At 61.2% G+C, this 13,722-nt stretch carries 12 protein-coding genes; 3 read left to right on the top strand and 9 right to left on the bottom strand.

Features of this window, described 5'->3' with window-relative positions:
• Positions 1-8: 8 nt before the first annotated feature.
• Entirely contained in the window at positions 9-1,514 is a 1,506-nt protein-coding gene (locus L8U58_RS01275; protein ID WP_269954513.1) for an L-serine ammonia-lyase, read from the top strand.
• Here the strand turns inward: L8U58_RS01275 and L8U58_RS01270 are convergent.
• The gene (locus tag L8U58_RS01270) at positions 1,511-2,782 is read right to left on the bottom strand and encodes a glycosyltransferase 87 family protein (RefSeq protein WP_269954512.1); all 1,272 of its coding nucleotides are present in this window, start codon (positions 2,780-2,782) and stop codon (positions 1,511-1,513) included. The two genes, L8U58_RS01275 and L8U58_RS01270, sit on opposite strands and share 4 nt — an antisense overlap.
• Before the next feature lie 109 nt (positions 2,783-2,891).
• On the opposite strand from L8U58_RS01270, the gene ppk2 reads away from it, so the two are divergent.
• Entirely contained in the window at positions 2,892-3,914 is a 1,023-nt protein-coding gene (ppk2, locus tag L8U58_RS01265) for a polyphosphate kinase 2 (protein ID WP_269954511.1), read from the top strand.
• Between the two features lie 66 nt (positions 3,915-3,980).
• Complete coding sequence (locus L8U58_RS01260) at positions 3,981-5,069, top strand: 3-hydroxyisobutyryl-CoA hydrolase (protein WP_034979413.1); 1,089 nt, start codon at positions 3,981-3,983, stop codon at positions 5,067-5,069.
• On the opposite strand, the gene L8U58_RS01255 is transcribed toward L8U58_RS01260, so the two are convergent.
• The 8 genes from L8U58_RS01255 to L8U58_RS01220 all read right to left on the bottom strand — a co-directional run bounded on the left by L8U58_RS01255 (position 5,066) and on the right by L8U58_RS01220 (position 13,564).
• Positions 5,066-5,800 (bottom strand): nicotinamide mononucleotide transporter family protein, encoded by a 735-nt coding sequence (locus tag L8U58_RS01255; RefSeq protein WP_034972276.1) that lies wholly within the window; start codon positions 5,798-5,800, stop codon positions 5,066-5,068. The genes L8U58_RS01260 and L8U58_RS01255 overlap by 4 nt on opposite strands.
• A gap of 80 nt (positions 5,801-5,880) precedes the next feature.
• Positions 5,881-6,546 carry a TetR/AcrR family transcriptional regulator gene (locus L8U58_RS01250; RefSeq protein ID WP_051893814.1) on the bottom strand — a complete coding sequence of 222 codons (666 nt, stop codon included), beginning with the start codon at positions 6,544-6,546 and terminating at the stop codon, positions 5,881-5,883.
• A gap of 32 nt (positions 6,547-6,578) precedes the next feature.
• On the bottom strand, positions 6,579-7,211 hold the full coding sequence (locus L8U58_RS01245) for a TetR/AcrR family transcriptional regulator (protein ID WP_269954510.1): 633 nt from the start codon (positions 7,209-7,211) through the stop codon (positions 6,579-6,581).
• A 19-nt stretch (positions 7,212-7,230) separates the two neighbouring features.
• Complete coding sequence (locus L8U58_RS01240; RefSeq protein WP_269954509.1) at positions 7,231-9,651, bottom strand: MMPL family transporter; 2,421 nt, start codon at positions 9,649-9,651, stop codon at positions 7,231-7,233.
• A gap of 119 nt (positions 9,652-9,770) precedes the next feature.
• The gene (locus L8U58_RS01235; protein WP_034972273.1) at positions 9,771-11,417 is read right to left on the bottom strand and encodes a peptide chain release factor 3; all 1,647 of its coding nucleotides are present in this window, start codon (positions 11,415-11,417) and stop codon (positions 9,771-9,773) included.
• A gap of 26 nt (positions 11,418-11,443) precedes the next feature.
• Entirely contained in the window at positions 11,444-12,127 is a 684-nt protein-coding gene (gene pth, locus L8U58_RS01230) for an aminoacyl-tRNA hydrolase (RefSeq protein ID WP_420839812.1), read from the bottom strand.
• Positions 12,128-12,192: 65 nt separating this feature from the next.
• Positions 12,193-12,819: an aminoacyl-tRNA hydrolase gene (gene pth / locus L8U58_RS01225; protein WP_034967346.1), complete on the bottom strand. Its 627-nt coding sequence runs from the start codon at positions 12,817-12,819 to the stop codon at positions 12,193-12,195.
• 100 nt (positions 12,820-12,919) lie between these two features.
• Positions 12,920-13,564 (bottom strand): 50S ribosomal protein L25/general stress protein Ctc, encoded by a 645-nt coding sequence (locus L8U58_RS01220; RefSeq protein ID WP_034972270.1) that lies wholly within the window; start codon positions 13,562-13,564, stop codon positions 12,920-12,922.
• Between the last annotated feature and the right edge of the window lie 158 nt (positions 13,565-13,722).

Here is a 13,722-nt window from a genome sequence, read left to right as displayed (position 1 = left end):
TAACCAGCATGACCGTCAGCGTCTTCGACCTCTTTCAGATCGGCGTAGGCCCGTCGTCCTCGCATACCGTCGGACCGATGCGCGCGGGACTGTCCTTCGCGCAGCGGGTCAAGGCTCTTGTGGGTGTGGACGCCACGTCTCCCCGCGCTGCCGACTCAGCCCAAGGCGAGCGGCTGCACCCGCTGGGATCTGACAAGCTGGCAGACGTGGTGAGCCTGCCCGATGAGGGCGAACACGGGCTAAGCATCAGCATTATCCTTTATGGCTCGCTGGCAGCTACCGGCGCTGGTCACGGCACACTGGGGGCTTGCCTGCTGGGCTTGGACGGTGCCGACCCGGCGCAGGTGGATCCGGACTATATGCAGTCCCGGCTGGAAGAGATTCGCCAGACCCGCACCATTTATCTGGCGGGGGATAAGAACCTGCCCGTCACCTGTGGTTTCGAGGACATCGTGCTGCGCCCGACGGTGCGCCGCTCGATTCACACGAATGCCTTGACTTTCGTGGTCAGTGGCCTGTCCAGCCCCGAACAGTCCGCCACGGCTGAGCCACTGAAACAGACCTACTATTCCATCGGCGGTGGCTTCATCCGCACCGAGGAGGAAGTCCCGACCCTGGACGAGCTCAGCGGGGCGTGGCTGTTCGAGTCCGGCGACAAGCTGATCTCCCTAGCCGAGCACGCGGGCATCAGCCTGGGGGAGGTGCAGCGGCGCTGCGAACAATCACTGCGCACCGATGAACAGATTGATGCAAACCTGGACGCCATTGCCCAGGCTATGCAGGATTGCGCCAAGCGTGGCGTGACCTTTGCTGGAGTGCTGCCGGGGTCTCTGATGGTTCGCCGTCGCGCCAAACGCTGGTACGACCAGCTGATGGACGAAGATCCGCACCGCACCGCGGAGTTTTCCGAGGATTGGGTGAACCTGGTCGCCCTGGCGGTGAACGAGGAAAACGCGGCCGGTGGGCGAGTGGTCACCGCGCCGACGAACGGTGCCGCGGGCATCATCCCCGCCGTGATGTTCTATGCGCGCGAGTTCACGCCCGCGGGCAAGGAGAACCCCTTCCAGGTGAACCGGCGCTTCCTACTGGCCGCGGGTGCGATTGGCTCGCTGTACAAGGAGCGCGCCAGCATTTCCGGCGCGGAGGTCGGGTGCCAGGGCGAGGTCGGCTCGGCAGCCTCCATGGCTGCGGCCGGGCTGGCGGAGATCCTCGGCGGTTCGCCACGTCAGGTGGCCAATGCCGCGGAGATTGCAATGGAGCATTCTTTGGGGCTTACCTGCGACCCCATCGGCGGGCTGGTGCAGATCCCTTGTATCGAAAGAAATGCCATCAGTGCAGGTAAGGCTATCAACGCGGCCAAGATGGCTATGCGCGGTGACGGGGATCATCACGTCACCCTCGACGAGGTTATCGAGACGATGCGCCAGACCGGCAAGGATATGTCAGAGAAGTACAAGGAAACGGCCGGTGGAGGACTGGCCACGAACGTTTCCGTGAATATCCCCGAATGTTAAGCCGTCTCCGTGGCCGTCGGCGCTTCGCCTTTGTCGCGATATAGCGCCAGGTGAATCGCCATCACCGCCAGGGCGAGGAGGGTCCACCACAGGTAGGCGTTGCCCAGGATTACCTGCCAGGCGTTCCACTCCAACTCGCGCTGCTCCTGGAAAGGAACAAAAGCGGAGGGCTCGAAGGCGAAGGCGGCGAAGCCCAGCACTACCAGTCCCGTCCACAGCCAACGAGGCGTGGCCAGCGGGGACGTGGGGTTGGCTACCGCATAGCTGGCCAACGCCACCAGCAGCACTGGGGCCCACGACCAGTGGTGGTTCCAGGAAATCGGGCTGGCCAGCAGGGCGAAGAGTGAATTGACGCACAACGCGACGATGGGAGCCTGTGCCTGCAGTAGCTTGAACATGACGAACGCGACGATCACCAGCGAGGCGCACACTAGCAGCACCCACAGCAGGCTGGAGGAGTCCGCCGTTCGCAGTCCGAAACGGTAGAGCAGACCGTTGAGGCTCTGGTTCAGGGCGTATTCATGGTTGCCGATGCGGCTGGAATCGCGCAGCGTGTGGGTCCAATACTCCAGAGAATCCCGCGGCAGGATCAGCCACGCCAGAGCTGTAGTGCCCAGCGTGCCCGCGCCCATGCGCAGGATGGAACCCCAGTCCTTGCGCAGAAGGAACCACAGGCCGAACACTGCGGGCGTCAATTTGATAGCAACCGCAGCACCCGTCAACAGGCCACGATAACGGCGAGGAACGATCAACGCATCAGCGAAGACCATGCCCATCAGCAACACGTTGATCTGCCCATAAGCCAGGCTGGTGTGGATTGGGCTCAGGTGGATCAGCACGATGGCCAACGCCACCGCGATCCACCCGGCAGACGAGCGATCCAGGCGCGCCGCCACGTGCAGGGTGTGGGCGAAAACCCACCAGGTAATTGCGACCGTGGCGGCAATCAACAGGATCGCCGAAAGGTCATAGGGCAGAACCGCCAGAGGCGTGAAGAGAAGCGCCGAAATCGGGGGATAGGTAAACGGCAGGTATGTGTCGCCGATGATGTGGAAGTGGCCGCTGTAGAGCTCCTGGCCGTCCAGGACGCGTTGGGCTCCCACCCGATAGACATCCAGATCCAGGTGGTAGTGGAAGCCGCGGGTGTTGATCACCTTCGGCAAGGCGGACAGCACCGCGAGCACGCTGAGCATGATCTTAACCGGAAGGCTGATCGACAGGTGCCTAAAGTTCTCCATCCGCGTTGAAGCGGCTCCCTTTGTCTGCATAAAGGCTAATTATTGCACCTTTCGTGGCGCGAGTTGCGCCTAGGTTCGGCAACGTGGGGAGGGGAAAACACATTAGGCGTTTGGCCTGCGAAGAACTAAAGTAAGAAAGATGAACAACGCACTACCCAAGCTGGACAAAAAGGCCTACGAAAAGGAGCTTAAGCGGCTTCAGGCGGAACTCGTCGAAATGCAGCAGTGGGTGGTGGAAACAGGTGCGCGTATCGTCATCGTGATGGAGGGGCGCGATGCCGCTGGTAAGGGTTCCGCCATCAAGCGCATCACCCAGTACCTCAGCCCGCGCGTGTGCCGGATCGAGGCACTGCCGGCACCGAGCTCGCGCGAGCAGGGCCAGTGGTATTTCCAGCGTTACATTGAGAAGCTGCCGACGGCCGGAGAGATCGTCATTTTCGACCGCTCCTGGTACAACCGTGCCGGAGTGGAGCGTGTGATGGGCTTCTGCACCACCCAGGAATACCGCCGCTTCCTGCACCAGGCACCGATCTTCGAGCGCTTGCTGGTGGAGGACGGCATTATCCTGCGCAAGTACTGGTTCTCCGTTTCTGACGAAGAGCAGATCCGCCGCTTCCAGTCCCGCCAGTCCGATCCGCTGCGCCAGTGGAAGCTGTCCCCGATGGACTTGCAGTCCATCACGCGCTGGGAGGACTACTCGCGCGCGAAGGACGAAATGTTTGTGCACACCGACATTCCTTCCGCACCGTGGTACACGGTGGAGTCCGAGGACAAGAAGCGTTCCCGCATCAATGTGATCAACCACCTGCTGAACACGATCCCGTGGGAATACGTGGAAAAGAGCGTGCCGAAGATCCCGGAGCGCCCGGAATCCGAATCGACCTACGAGCGCCCGCCGCGCACCCAGTTCCGCTACGTGCCTGACGTGGCCAAGGCTTTGGAGAAGGCGGCTGTGAAGCAGGCCGAGGACTCTGGCTCTCAGAAAGCAGAGAAGGCTGAGAAGTCCGACAAGGCTGACAAGGCCGAAAAGTCTGAGAAGGACAAGAAGTCTGGGAACAAGAAGGCTGGAGACAAGAAGGCTGGAGACAAGAAGTCCGCAAAGGATAAGTCCAAGAAAAAGAAGGACAAGAAGGCCAAGAAGTCCTCGAAAAAGTCGAAGTAAACCCAAAGGGGCAGCAAAAACTGCTGTCCGGCTGCGGTGGGTCGGGGTTCCTGCAATTATGGTTGCATGGCCGACAAGAGAAGGAAGCACCCGACCTACGACCCGGACGCCGAGGTAACCACCGTCGTCGCCGGTCATATCGGAGTGATTGAGCTAAACCGCCCGAAAGCTCTGAATTCCTTAAGCGTAGAGATGATTCGCCTTATCCGCGAAGCCATCGATAAGTGGGCGGATGACGATTGGATTCAGTTCATCGTCATTAAGTCCTCCTCTGAAAAGGCTTTTTGCGCGGGCGGCGACGTTCGCTATGTGCGAATGCGCGACAAGAAGCGCATGTACCGCTTCGGGGATTCCTTCTTCGAGGAAGAGTACGACCTCAACGAGCGACTCTCCCAGGTAAACAAACCCGTCATCGCGCTGCTGGAAGGCATCGTCATGGGCGGCGGCATGGGTATTTCAATGCACGGTTCGCACCGCGTTGTTACCCCGCGGACGCTCGGTGCGATGCCGGAGGCCGCCATTGGCTTCGTGCCCGATGTCGGAATGTCTTATCGTCTGACCCACCTGGATGTGTCGCCTGCGGTGGGTCTTTTTATTGCCACGACGGGCTGGCGGCTTAGCCCCGCCGACATGCTGTACACGGGGCTCGGCACGAACTTGGTTGCGGACGTGAATAAGTTCGAATCCGACTTGCACTCCGGTGATTTGCCGGAGGCCCTGCGTAGTAATGCGCTAGATCCGCAAGCGCTGCAGGAACCAACCTCCATCCTGCAGAAGCACCACGAATGGATTGAGCAGACCTTTGCCGACGGCGATTGGGGCGCGATCGAGGCCCGGATTGTTGAGGCTGTAGATGCTAGTTCTTCTATTGGGGACGCCGAGTTGACCCAGTTTATAATCAAGGTGGCCGAATCCTTGCAGGGGGCCAGTCCGGAGAGCCTGGTGGCGACGGTTGAACTGTTCCGACGCGCGGAACACGCGACCCTTCGCGAGGCTCTGGACATGGAGTACAAGGTCGGTTCTGAGCTGCGACGAGGCAAGAACTTCATCGAAGGCGTGCGCGCGGTGCTGGAGCACAAGGACCACAACGCGCAATTTGATCCCGCAACCACCGACCAGGTTGATGTGCAGAAGTGGCGGGAGCTGCTGGCTTAGCTGGTCGCAGTGTTCCCCTCGCGGCGCTGCACGCGTAGCCAGACGATGAATCCCCACATGACGAACGCGCCGTAAATGAGGTAAAGCGCGGCGGAGGGGTAGTAGCCAGCTGTGAGCAGTAGCGGTACGCCGACGATGTCCACCCCGATCCAGATCAGCCAGAACTCTGTCCAGCCGCGAGCCATGCCGAAGGTCGCCAGGATGGAACCGGTGAAGATCCAGGCATCTGCCCACGGTCCCCACGAACCGAGTGCGTCGAAGATGAGCGCGAAAACGACGGTGCCGGCGATCGCGAAGGCCAGCATTCCTAGGCGCGCCTTGGCGCTGGCCCAGCTGGGCTGAACGGCGGCGCTATCGGCCGCGGGTTCGCTGACGATGGAGCGCGAAGGGTCGGTGTTGTCAGGTTCGCGCATGCCGGCGGTGCGCGCGCGGTTCCACTTGTACCAGCCGTACAGCGAAACGATGAGGAACATCACCTGGCGACCGGCCTGGCCGTAGAGGTCCAGATCCTGCGGGGTGTGGAACAGGCCGCCCATGAATACGGTGAACAGCAGCATGTTGCCGACGATGCCCACGGGCCACGCCCAGACAACGCGCTTCATACCGCCGACGGCGGATGCTAGACCGAATGCGTTGCCGACGATTTCTCGCCACAGGATCGGGTAGCCGCCGATGATCAGCGTTGCATTCAGAAGCGTTGAGAAAATTCCTTCGGATTCCACACCGACCATCTTTCCCCATCAATCCGCGGGGCGGAAAACCGGGGTGCCAGAGCGCCTGCGGGCACCAGTGCCCTAGGGGATGGGGGAGCCTAGCCGCGGTCCACGCTGGCCAGCATGTCGAAGGCGCGGTCGTAGAGTTCCCGCGGGGTGGAGCCAGCAGATAGCCTATCGTCCACGGCCGCCTCCATGGCACGCAGTGCAATGCTGAAGGATACGTCCAGCAGTAGGAAGGCATCGAAGGGGGTGAGGGCAGGGTCGATTTCGCAGATCGCGGTTGTGCCCGGTTGAGTGAGGGAAGGTAGATCTACCTCGAGGCTCTCCCCACTACTGTTCTTCTGCGGGTGCTCCAGCATGATGAGCAGCGGCTTGAACTTGCGGATGTCCGGCACTGTTGGGTCGAGGATCTCCCCTTCAGGGCTCTGTGGTGGGTAGCAGTAGGTCCACATCGTGTCGCGGAGGATGTCCGCAGTCCGCCCCGTGGGGTGGTCAGCGGCGATGTCGTGTAGGTGCTGCGCGAAGTTTTCAAAGACATCGTGCAGGTAGTAGGCGAAGACGTCATCCCGGCGTTCGAAGTAGTTGTGAAAGGTGCGGGGCGACACGCCTGCCCGCTTGGTGATGGCATGTACCGTAGCTGCTTCCGGACCGTCGTTGATGAAGAGGTCGACGGCAGCATCGATCAGGCTTCGCTTGGTGAGGGCTTTCTTTTCTTCGCGCCGAGATGCAGAGGGTTCGGGAATGCTCGAACTCGAGGACATGGGGGACCTTTCAGTAATTCTTGTACGTTACACTAACCTAGCTCTGAAAGGCCGTTTGCCAATAAGTGAAAAGCGTTCCTCACATCACTATCTGTAGACGGGGATCCGTCCTGTTCGAGTGCGGTGAAAATGCCGGGGACGAGCATGATTGTTTGAACGACAAGGAGCGCATTCGGGGTGCTCAGTTCCTTCCCCTCTCGATAGCTATAGTCCTGTAATGCCTGCACAAGAGGGGAGAAAAACTCTAGACCGCTGTGGAACCTACGATCATTATCGCCGAACAATTCCGCCCGCAGATGGGGTGGAGTGCCATGTAGGTGATCGGCAATGCGCGACAGCGATTCGATGCTAGTGGGGCTTGCGGCTGGTCGATTATAAAAGCTGATTGCAATATCTTCGGCGATCGATATCAACTTTTTGCCAGGTTCTGCAAGATTCACCATGTCAACCATTTCGTCAAGAAACTGGTTGAGCATGTGCAACAATGCTGCCTCACGATGTGGGAAGTAATTGTGAAATGTGCGCGTTGATATATTCGCCTTTTCTGCGATCCGGGCGATTGTTGTGCCTTCTGTCCCCTCATTTACCAATAGGTCGACGGTGGCGTAAGCAATGCGCGTACGCGTCTCGGCCTTCTTGCGGTCCCGTAGACCGGGGGTGCTCATGCCTTGCATTGTGACGCCCCTACTTCCCATCCTCTAGCGCCTCCGCAGGGCGCCCATCGTCCTCTTGGTTGGCGTGATCGTTCTTCGCTCCTGCTTCCAGGCCGACCAGGCTTTCGCCTTCGACATCGACAGCGGGGATGATCTTGCCCAGCCACGTGGGGAACTTCCACGCGTGCTCGTCGAGAAGGAACATCGTCGCTGGAATAAAGGTCATGCGGACGACGAAGGCGTCAAAAAATACGGCGGTGGCCAAGGCAAAGCCCATAACCTTAATGAACGGCTCGTCGGCCATGATGAACGCGGCGAAGACCGAGATCATGATCAGCGCGGCGGCTGTGACTACACGCGCGCCGTGCTTAAAGCCGTTGGCCGTGGCGTTGCCGGCGGTCTTGCCGTGCGCCCAGCCTTCGCGCATGCGGGTGACAAGGAAGACCTGGTAGTCCATGGCCAGGCCGAAGACGATACCGATCAGCATGATGGGGAGGAAGGAAATGATCGGCTGCGGATCGTCGATGATTCCGCCGAAGCCTTCCTGCCACAGTGCAACGGTGACGCCGAACGTGGCGGCGACGGACAGGCCGAAGCCGAGCGCGGCGATTAGCGGTACCCAGATGGAACGGAACACCACCATCAGCAGGATGAACGCCAGCACCAGCACAATGGCGATGTAGGGGATGAGGACGTCCGACAGGCGCTGGGAGATGTCCTCGTACATGGGCGTTACGCCGGTGATGGCGTAGCTGGCGCCGGTCTTGTCGGTGTAACCGGCTTCCTCGGCGCGCATCTGCTCTAGCACGTCGGCCGCGCGGGCATCCGTTGCTCCGTAGGACGGGGTGATGAGCACTTGGGCTGCGGTGCCCAAGTCGGCGGGATTGTGCGGATCTCCGTTGGTCTGAACAATCTGCGCGTTGTCTACGCCGTCGGTGCCCTGGAGTGTGGCCACTGCCTCTTGTGCGGCGGTGGCCCTCTGCTTTTCGTCGAGGCTGCCGTATTCGACGAGGGCGACCATTGGTGCATTGCGGCCGGCGCCGAAGCCCTCCTCGGTCATTTCGTACGCCACTCGGTTCGGCGTGCCCTTAGCCATGGATCCATTGGAAGGCATGGCCAGGCGCAGGTTCATGGCGGGGATGGCCAAAAGAACCAGCAGAACCGCAGAGGCGATCAACCACAGCGCGGGCTTCTTGCGGATCACGCGCACCCATTTCAGGCCCATGGTCGGCTTGTCGTTCTCCGGGTCCGGTGCCTTGACGATCGGGGCGCGGCCAGCGAAGACCTTCGTGCCGATCAGACCCATGATGGCGGGAAGCAGGGTGATTGCGACGATAACGGCGATGGCCACTGTCAGCGCGGCGGCCAGCGCCATGGCGGTAAGGAAAGGAATGTTGATGATCGACAGCGCGGCCAGTGCGATCAGCACCGTAAGGCCAGCGAATACCACGGCGGAACCGGCCTTGCCGACGGCCAGCCCGGCCAGATGCGCCCGCTCCTTGGCGGGAATGGTCTTGAATTTCTGCTGCAGCTCCTTCGGCTCCAGATCTTGCCCGTTCACATGGGCGATCAGCTCGCTGCGGAAGCGGGAGAGGATGAACAGCGCGTAGTCGATGCCCACGGCCAGGCCGATCATGGAGGCCAGGGTCGGGGTCATGGAGTTAATGCTGTCGGTGATGGAGGTCGCGGCCATGACGATACCGATGCCGGTACCCACGCCGATTACCGCGGAAAGCAACGGCAGGCCGGCGGCGACGAGGCTGCCGAAGGTGACGATCAGCACGATGGCAGCGACGGCAAGGCCGATGATTTCGGAGGCCATGCTCATCTCTGGCTGCTGGAATGCGTTACCAGACCAGCCGACTTGGAGGTTGCCCTTGTTGTCCTTGACCACCTCCTCGAACTTCTTCACATCCTCGGCGGGGACGTCGGCGGCGGTCTCCGCGTCGAAGGAGACCTCGATGATGCCGGTGCGCTTGTCGGGGCTTAGGGGGGTTAAAGCAGCAATGTCGGAGGCAACCTGTTCCTTCGGCATGCCCTGCTTCTGCTTCATCGGAGCCATCTGCTGGTGCATATTTTCGCTGGCTAGGACAGGGGAGACTAGCTTTTCCTTGTCCTGCAGGAAGTCCAGCTTCTGCAGCGCCTGCAGAATGTCCTCGGTCGACTGAGCTGCCTCGCCCTCCGCGAGGTTCTGCCCCTCGGGGGCTTGGATGACTAGCTTGCCCTTGGCGGCCTCTAGCGCATCGGCATCCTCACCATTGGGGAAGAGCTCCTTGATCCTTTCCTGGGTTTCGATGGATTCCAACCCAGGGATCGTGAAGGACTGGGAGGTTGGTTTCGTTAGCAGTGCAGAGGCGGTGCCCACGCCGACCAGCACTATGAGCCAGACGGCGAGGAAACGCCACTTGTGGAAGTACGCGGAACGACCGACGCGATACAGAAATTTAGCCATGCACAAAATATTACACAGGTGGTGAATTGTTGCCAACCCTGTGCAATATTTTTTCTGGCTGAGCCGGAAGTCTGGCCTACAAGTTTGGCCCAGAAGTCTGCCCCAGAAATCAGGCCGGACTAGTCGGCGACCAGCGGCTCCATCGTCAGCTCCGGATGCTCCTTCTCCACGAAAGCCAGCTTCCACTTGTCGCCGAACAGGGCGATCAGTTCCCCATCGGAGCGGGTGAAAATCTCCACGCCTCGCTGCTTGGCCAGCACCGGCGCGGATTCGGCGTCGGTACGACGGGCGACAGAGTAGGGTACAGGGTCGGCCACGGTCTCCACGTTGTACTCAACGTCCATGCGCGCCTGCATAACCTCGAACTGCATGGGGCCAACGGCGGCCATGACCGGGTTAGCGTCACCGCGCGCATCGTTGCGCAGGATCTGCACAACGCCTTCGGAATCCAACTGCTCGAGGGCCTTGCGGAACTGCTTGTACTTGCCCAGAGACTTGGCGCGCAGCGTGCGGAAGTGCTCCGGCGCGAATTGCGGCATGGGCGGGAACTGCACCTTTTTGCCGCTGTAGATCGTGTCGCCGGGCGCTAGCGAGCCCGCGTTCACCAGGCCCACGATATCGCCGGGGTACGCGGCCTCCACGGTCGAACGAGTACGGCCGAACACGGTCAGGGCATACTTCGTAGAGAAAGACCGGCCCGACTGGGCGTGTGTGACCTGCATGCCACGTTCGAACACGCCGGAGACCACGCGCATGAAGGCCAGCGAGTCGCGGTGATTGCGGTCCATGCCCGCCTGTACCTTAAACACCACGCCGGAAAACTCGTCACTCGGATCGCGGTGCTCGTCCACGGCGACGGAGTTGCCACCCGCGGCGGCCTCCACGACCTTCGGATCTGAATCGCGTCCAGCCGGTGCGGGGGCAAGCGCGCACAGCGTATCCAGGATCTGGTGCACGCCGAAGTTCAGCATCGCGGAGGCGAAGATCAGAGGGGAAGTGGTGCATTCCAGGAAGAGATCCTGGTCGTGCAAAGCGCCATCCGCGGCCAGCAGCTCGACTTCTTCCGCGGCCGTGTCCCAGACATCGGCTTCCCGCTCGGCGGCCTGCTCCGGGGTGTAGTGCTCCTCCGGCGCGATGGTCGAGCCACCGGCGGTGCGCAGGAAGTGAATGTACTCCTCAGCTTCGCCATCGTCGTTAATGCGCGCCAGACCGCGGAAGTCGCCAGCCTCACCGACGGGCCAGAAAAGGGGAGTGGGCTGCAGCTGGATCTCGTTGACGATCTCATCCACCAGCTCCAGCGGGCTGCGCCCCGGACGGTCCCACTTGTTCACCACCGTCACGATCGGCAGGCCGCGGGCCTTACACACTCGGAACAGCTTCAGCGTCTGAGGCTCCAGGCCCTTCGCCCCGTCAATCAGCATCACCGCGGCGTCCACAGCAGAAAGAACTCGGTAGGTATCCTCCGAGAAATCGGCGTGACCCGGGGTGTCTACCAGGTTGATCATGTACGGCTCGCCCTCGTGGCCCTCCGGGGCGTATTCGAACTGTAGGGCGGAGGAGGCGATGGAGATGCCGCGGTCCTTCTCCATATCCATCCAGTCAGAGACGGTGGACTTACGCCCCGCCTTTCCGTGGACCGCACCGGCTTCCTTAATCATGTGCGCGTGCAGGGCAAGAGCCTCGGTGAGGGTGGACTTACCAGCGTCCGGGTGGGCGATAACGGCGAATGTGCGGCGGCGGTTGGCCTCAGTAGCAGTAGAGCTCATAATGCATCAAGCCTAGCTGGTAGCCCCTAGCGGGTGTGAATGTCATTGCGGGCGATGTCGTTGCCCTTGGTCACGATCAGCTCTACCGCGTCCGCGGCCGTGTCGATCGCTGTGCTCAGCCAAGTCTGCTCCCCGTCAGCTTCGAATACGGATAGCACGAAATCGATCACACTAGTGCCCTGCGGCGGGCGCCCAATGCCCATGCGCACGCGGGTGTACTGGTTAGTGCCCAGGTGACGGGTGGCGGACTTCAAACCGTTGTGGCCGCCCTCCCCGCCATGATCCTTGATGCGGATGCGCCCGGGCGCGATGTCCAACTCATCGTGGAGAACGATGACCTTCTGGCTGGGAATGCCATATCGCTCCGCCAGCGGGCCGATGGCCGCGCCGGATTCGTTCATGTACGTCGTGGAACGCACCAGCGCCACGGGTACGTCAGCAATCTCCACCAGCGCTACTTGCGCCGGCGCGCCCGCGACGGGCTGCAACTGTCCCGAATGCCTTTCTAGCAGCTCATCGACAGCCATGTACCCGATGTTGTGCCTGGTCCCGGCGTACTTCGCGCCGGGGTTGCCCAGGCCGACAACCAGGAACTCGGGCTTGATATCCGGGGTGGTCGCAGTCGCGCGCTCGGCCGAGCCGGAGCTATCTGCACCGCCGTCGCGGTGACGGCCAAACAAGGTCGCGAAAATCTTCTTCAAGGAACTCACGCGCTCTAGTCTCTCACATCTCTGTCACATCACCGGCGCCGCTTATCCCGCCGGGGAAGGTGCCTCTAGCCCTGCGCCAGCAGCCGCTCGACCTCATCCGCCGCGTCGGCACACATTATCGCCACGTCGGCGGCCTCGCTCTTCGGGAAGGGCTTCAGCACATAGGCCGCCGGATCCATACGACCGGGTGGCCGCCCGATACCGCACGACAGGCGCCAATAGTCCTTCGTGCCCAGCGACTTTGTGATGGATTTCAGCCCGTTGTGCCCCTTGTCGCCACCGGACTGTCGCAGCTTCACTGCCCCCGGATCGCCTTCCAGGTCGTCGTAGGCCACGATGATGTTCTCCGCCGGGATTTTAAAGAACGCCGCCAGCTGCTGTACCGGCCCGCCGGAGACGTTCATGTACGTCCGCGGTTGCGCCAGCACTACCTTGCGCCCCGCGATGTTCACTTCGGCGATGTCGGTGTTGGTCTTCTTGTGGGTACTCAGCCGTGCGGCTGGAACTTGTCGATCGAGCACCTCGCCAATCACCATGCGCCCGACGTTGTGCCTTGTCGTAGCGTATTTATCGCCGGGGTTGCCCAAGCCGACGAGCAGCCACGTGTCGCTGTTGGTGTGTTGCTTTTTGTTTTGGGACGCCACCTTCTCCAGCCCTCTCTCTAGCTCACTGACGGTCATTGTACTGTCCACCCCGGACAGCCCCCGCAGCCGTGGGGTGGCGTCAATAAAAAAGGGCCACACCGTGCGTAGGTTGCACGTGTGTGGCCCCAGTGGGTGAAGGGGGAGTGGTTTACTCCTCGGACTCGCCCTCTGCGGACTCGCCCTCGGCTGCCTCGGCAGCCTCGCCCTCGGCAGCTTCGCCCTCTGCGTCCGGCTCCGGCAGTTCCTCTTCCACCGGCTCCACAACGTTGATGATCAGGGTGTCCTCTTCGGAAACCAGGGAAGCGTTGCCCGGCATCTGCAGGTCGCTAGCCAGGATCTGGTCGCCGATTTCCTTGCCCTCAACATCGACGGTGATCTCTTCCGGAATGTTCAGAACGTCAGCCAGGATGGTGATGACGTCTGCTTCCTGGGTGACCAGGGCGCCCGGAGCTGCCTCACCAGTGAAGACAACCGGAACGTCAACCTCAACCTTTTCGCCGCGCTTAACGTTCAGCAGGTCAGCGTGGTCAACGTCCAGGGTCAGCACGTTCTGGTCAACAGCCTTGATCATGACCAGGTGGTCCTGGCCCTCGACCTCCAGCTCCAGAACGGCGTTGACGCCCTCGTTACGCAGGATTGCCTGGAACTCCAGGATGTCAACGTGGACGTGCATCGGCTCCAGCTTGTTGCCGTAGACAACAGCCGGAACGCGGAAGTCGCGACGCAGGCGGCGGGAAGCGCCCTTGCCGAACTCGGTACGCAGCTCGCCCTTCAGACGGGTGATATCAGCCATGAATTTCTCCTTCTAGTTTTACGCTTCAGATGGGCTCTGATTGTTTTGTGCGTTTCAACCGCGGGCATAAAAAATGCCGCGATATCTCGCGGCGTGTATGCATCCCACAGTTTTATTGGTCACGAACCCGCACGCGAGCGGTCTCGCTTAAAGGTTAC

The sequence above is a fragment of the Corynebacterium macclintockiae genome (genome assembly GCF_027570165.1).
GTDB lineage: Bacteria > Actinomycetota > Actinomycetes > Mycobacteriales > Mycobacteriaceae > Corynebacterium > Corynebacterium macclintockiae.
Note: the sequence above shows the minus strand (reverse complement) of the source record. Positions and strands in the feature narration are given on the sequence as shown.

Excerpts from the sequence above, each read along its gene's own strand:
- L8U58_RS01275 (WP_269954513.1), top strand. The coding sequence starts at position 9 with ATGACCGTCAGCGTCTTCGACCTCTTTCAGATCGGCGTAGGCCCGTCG.
- L8U58_RS01270 (WP_269954512.1), bottom strand. The coding sequence starts at position 2,782 with ATGCAGACAAAGGGAGCCGCTTCAACGCGGATGGAGAACTTTAGGCAC.
- ppk2 (WP_269954511.1), top strand. The coding sequence starts at position 2,892 with ATGAACAACGCACTACCCAAGCTGGACAAAAAGGCCTACGAAAAGGAG.
- L8U58_RS01260 (WP_034979413.1), top strand. The coding sequence starts at position 3,981 with ATGGCCGACAAGAGAAGGAAGCACCCGACCTACGACCCGGACGCCGAG.
- L8U58_RS01255 (WP_034972276.1), bottom strand. The coding sequence starts at position 5,800 with ATGGTCGGTGTGGAATCCGAAGGAATTTTCTCAACGCTTCTGAATGCA.
- L8U58_RS01250 (WP_051893814.1), bottom strand. The coding sequence starts at position 6,546 with ATGTCCTCGAGTTCGAGCATTCCCGAACCCTCTGCATCTCGGCGCGAA.
- L8U58_RS01245 (WP_269954510.1), bottom strand. The coding sequence starts at position 7,211 with ATGAGCACCCCCGGTCTACGGGACCGCAAGAAGGCCGAGACGCGTACG.
- L8U58_RS01240 (WP_269954509.1), bottom strand. The coding sequence starts at position 9,651 with ATGGCTAAATTTCTGTATCGCGTCGGTCGTTCCGCGTACTTCCACAAG.
- L8U58_RS01235 (WP_034972273.1), bottom strand. The coding sequence starts at position 11,417 with ATGAGCTCTACTGCTACTGAGGCCAACCGCCGCCGCACATTCGCCGTT.
- L8U58_RS01220 (WP_034972270.1), bottom strand. The coding sequence starts at position 13,564 with ATGGCTGATATCACCCGTCTGAAGGGCGAGCTGCGTACCGAGTTCGGC.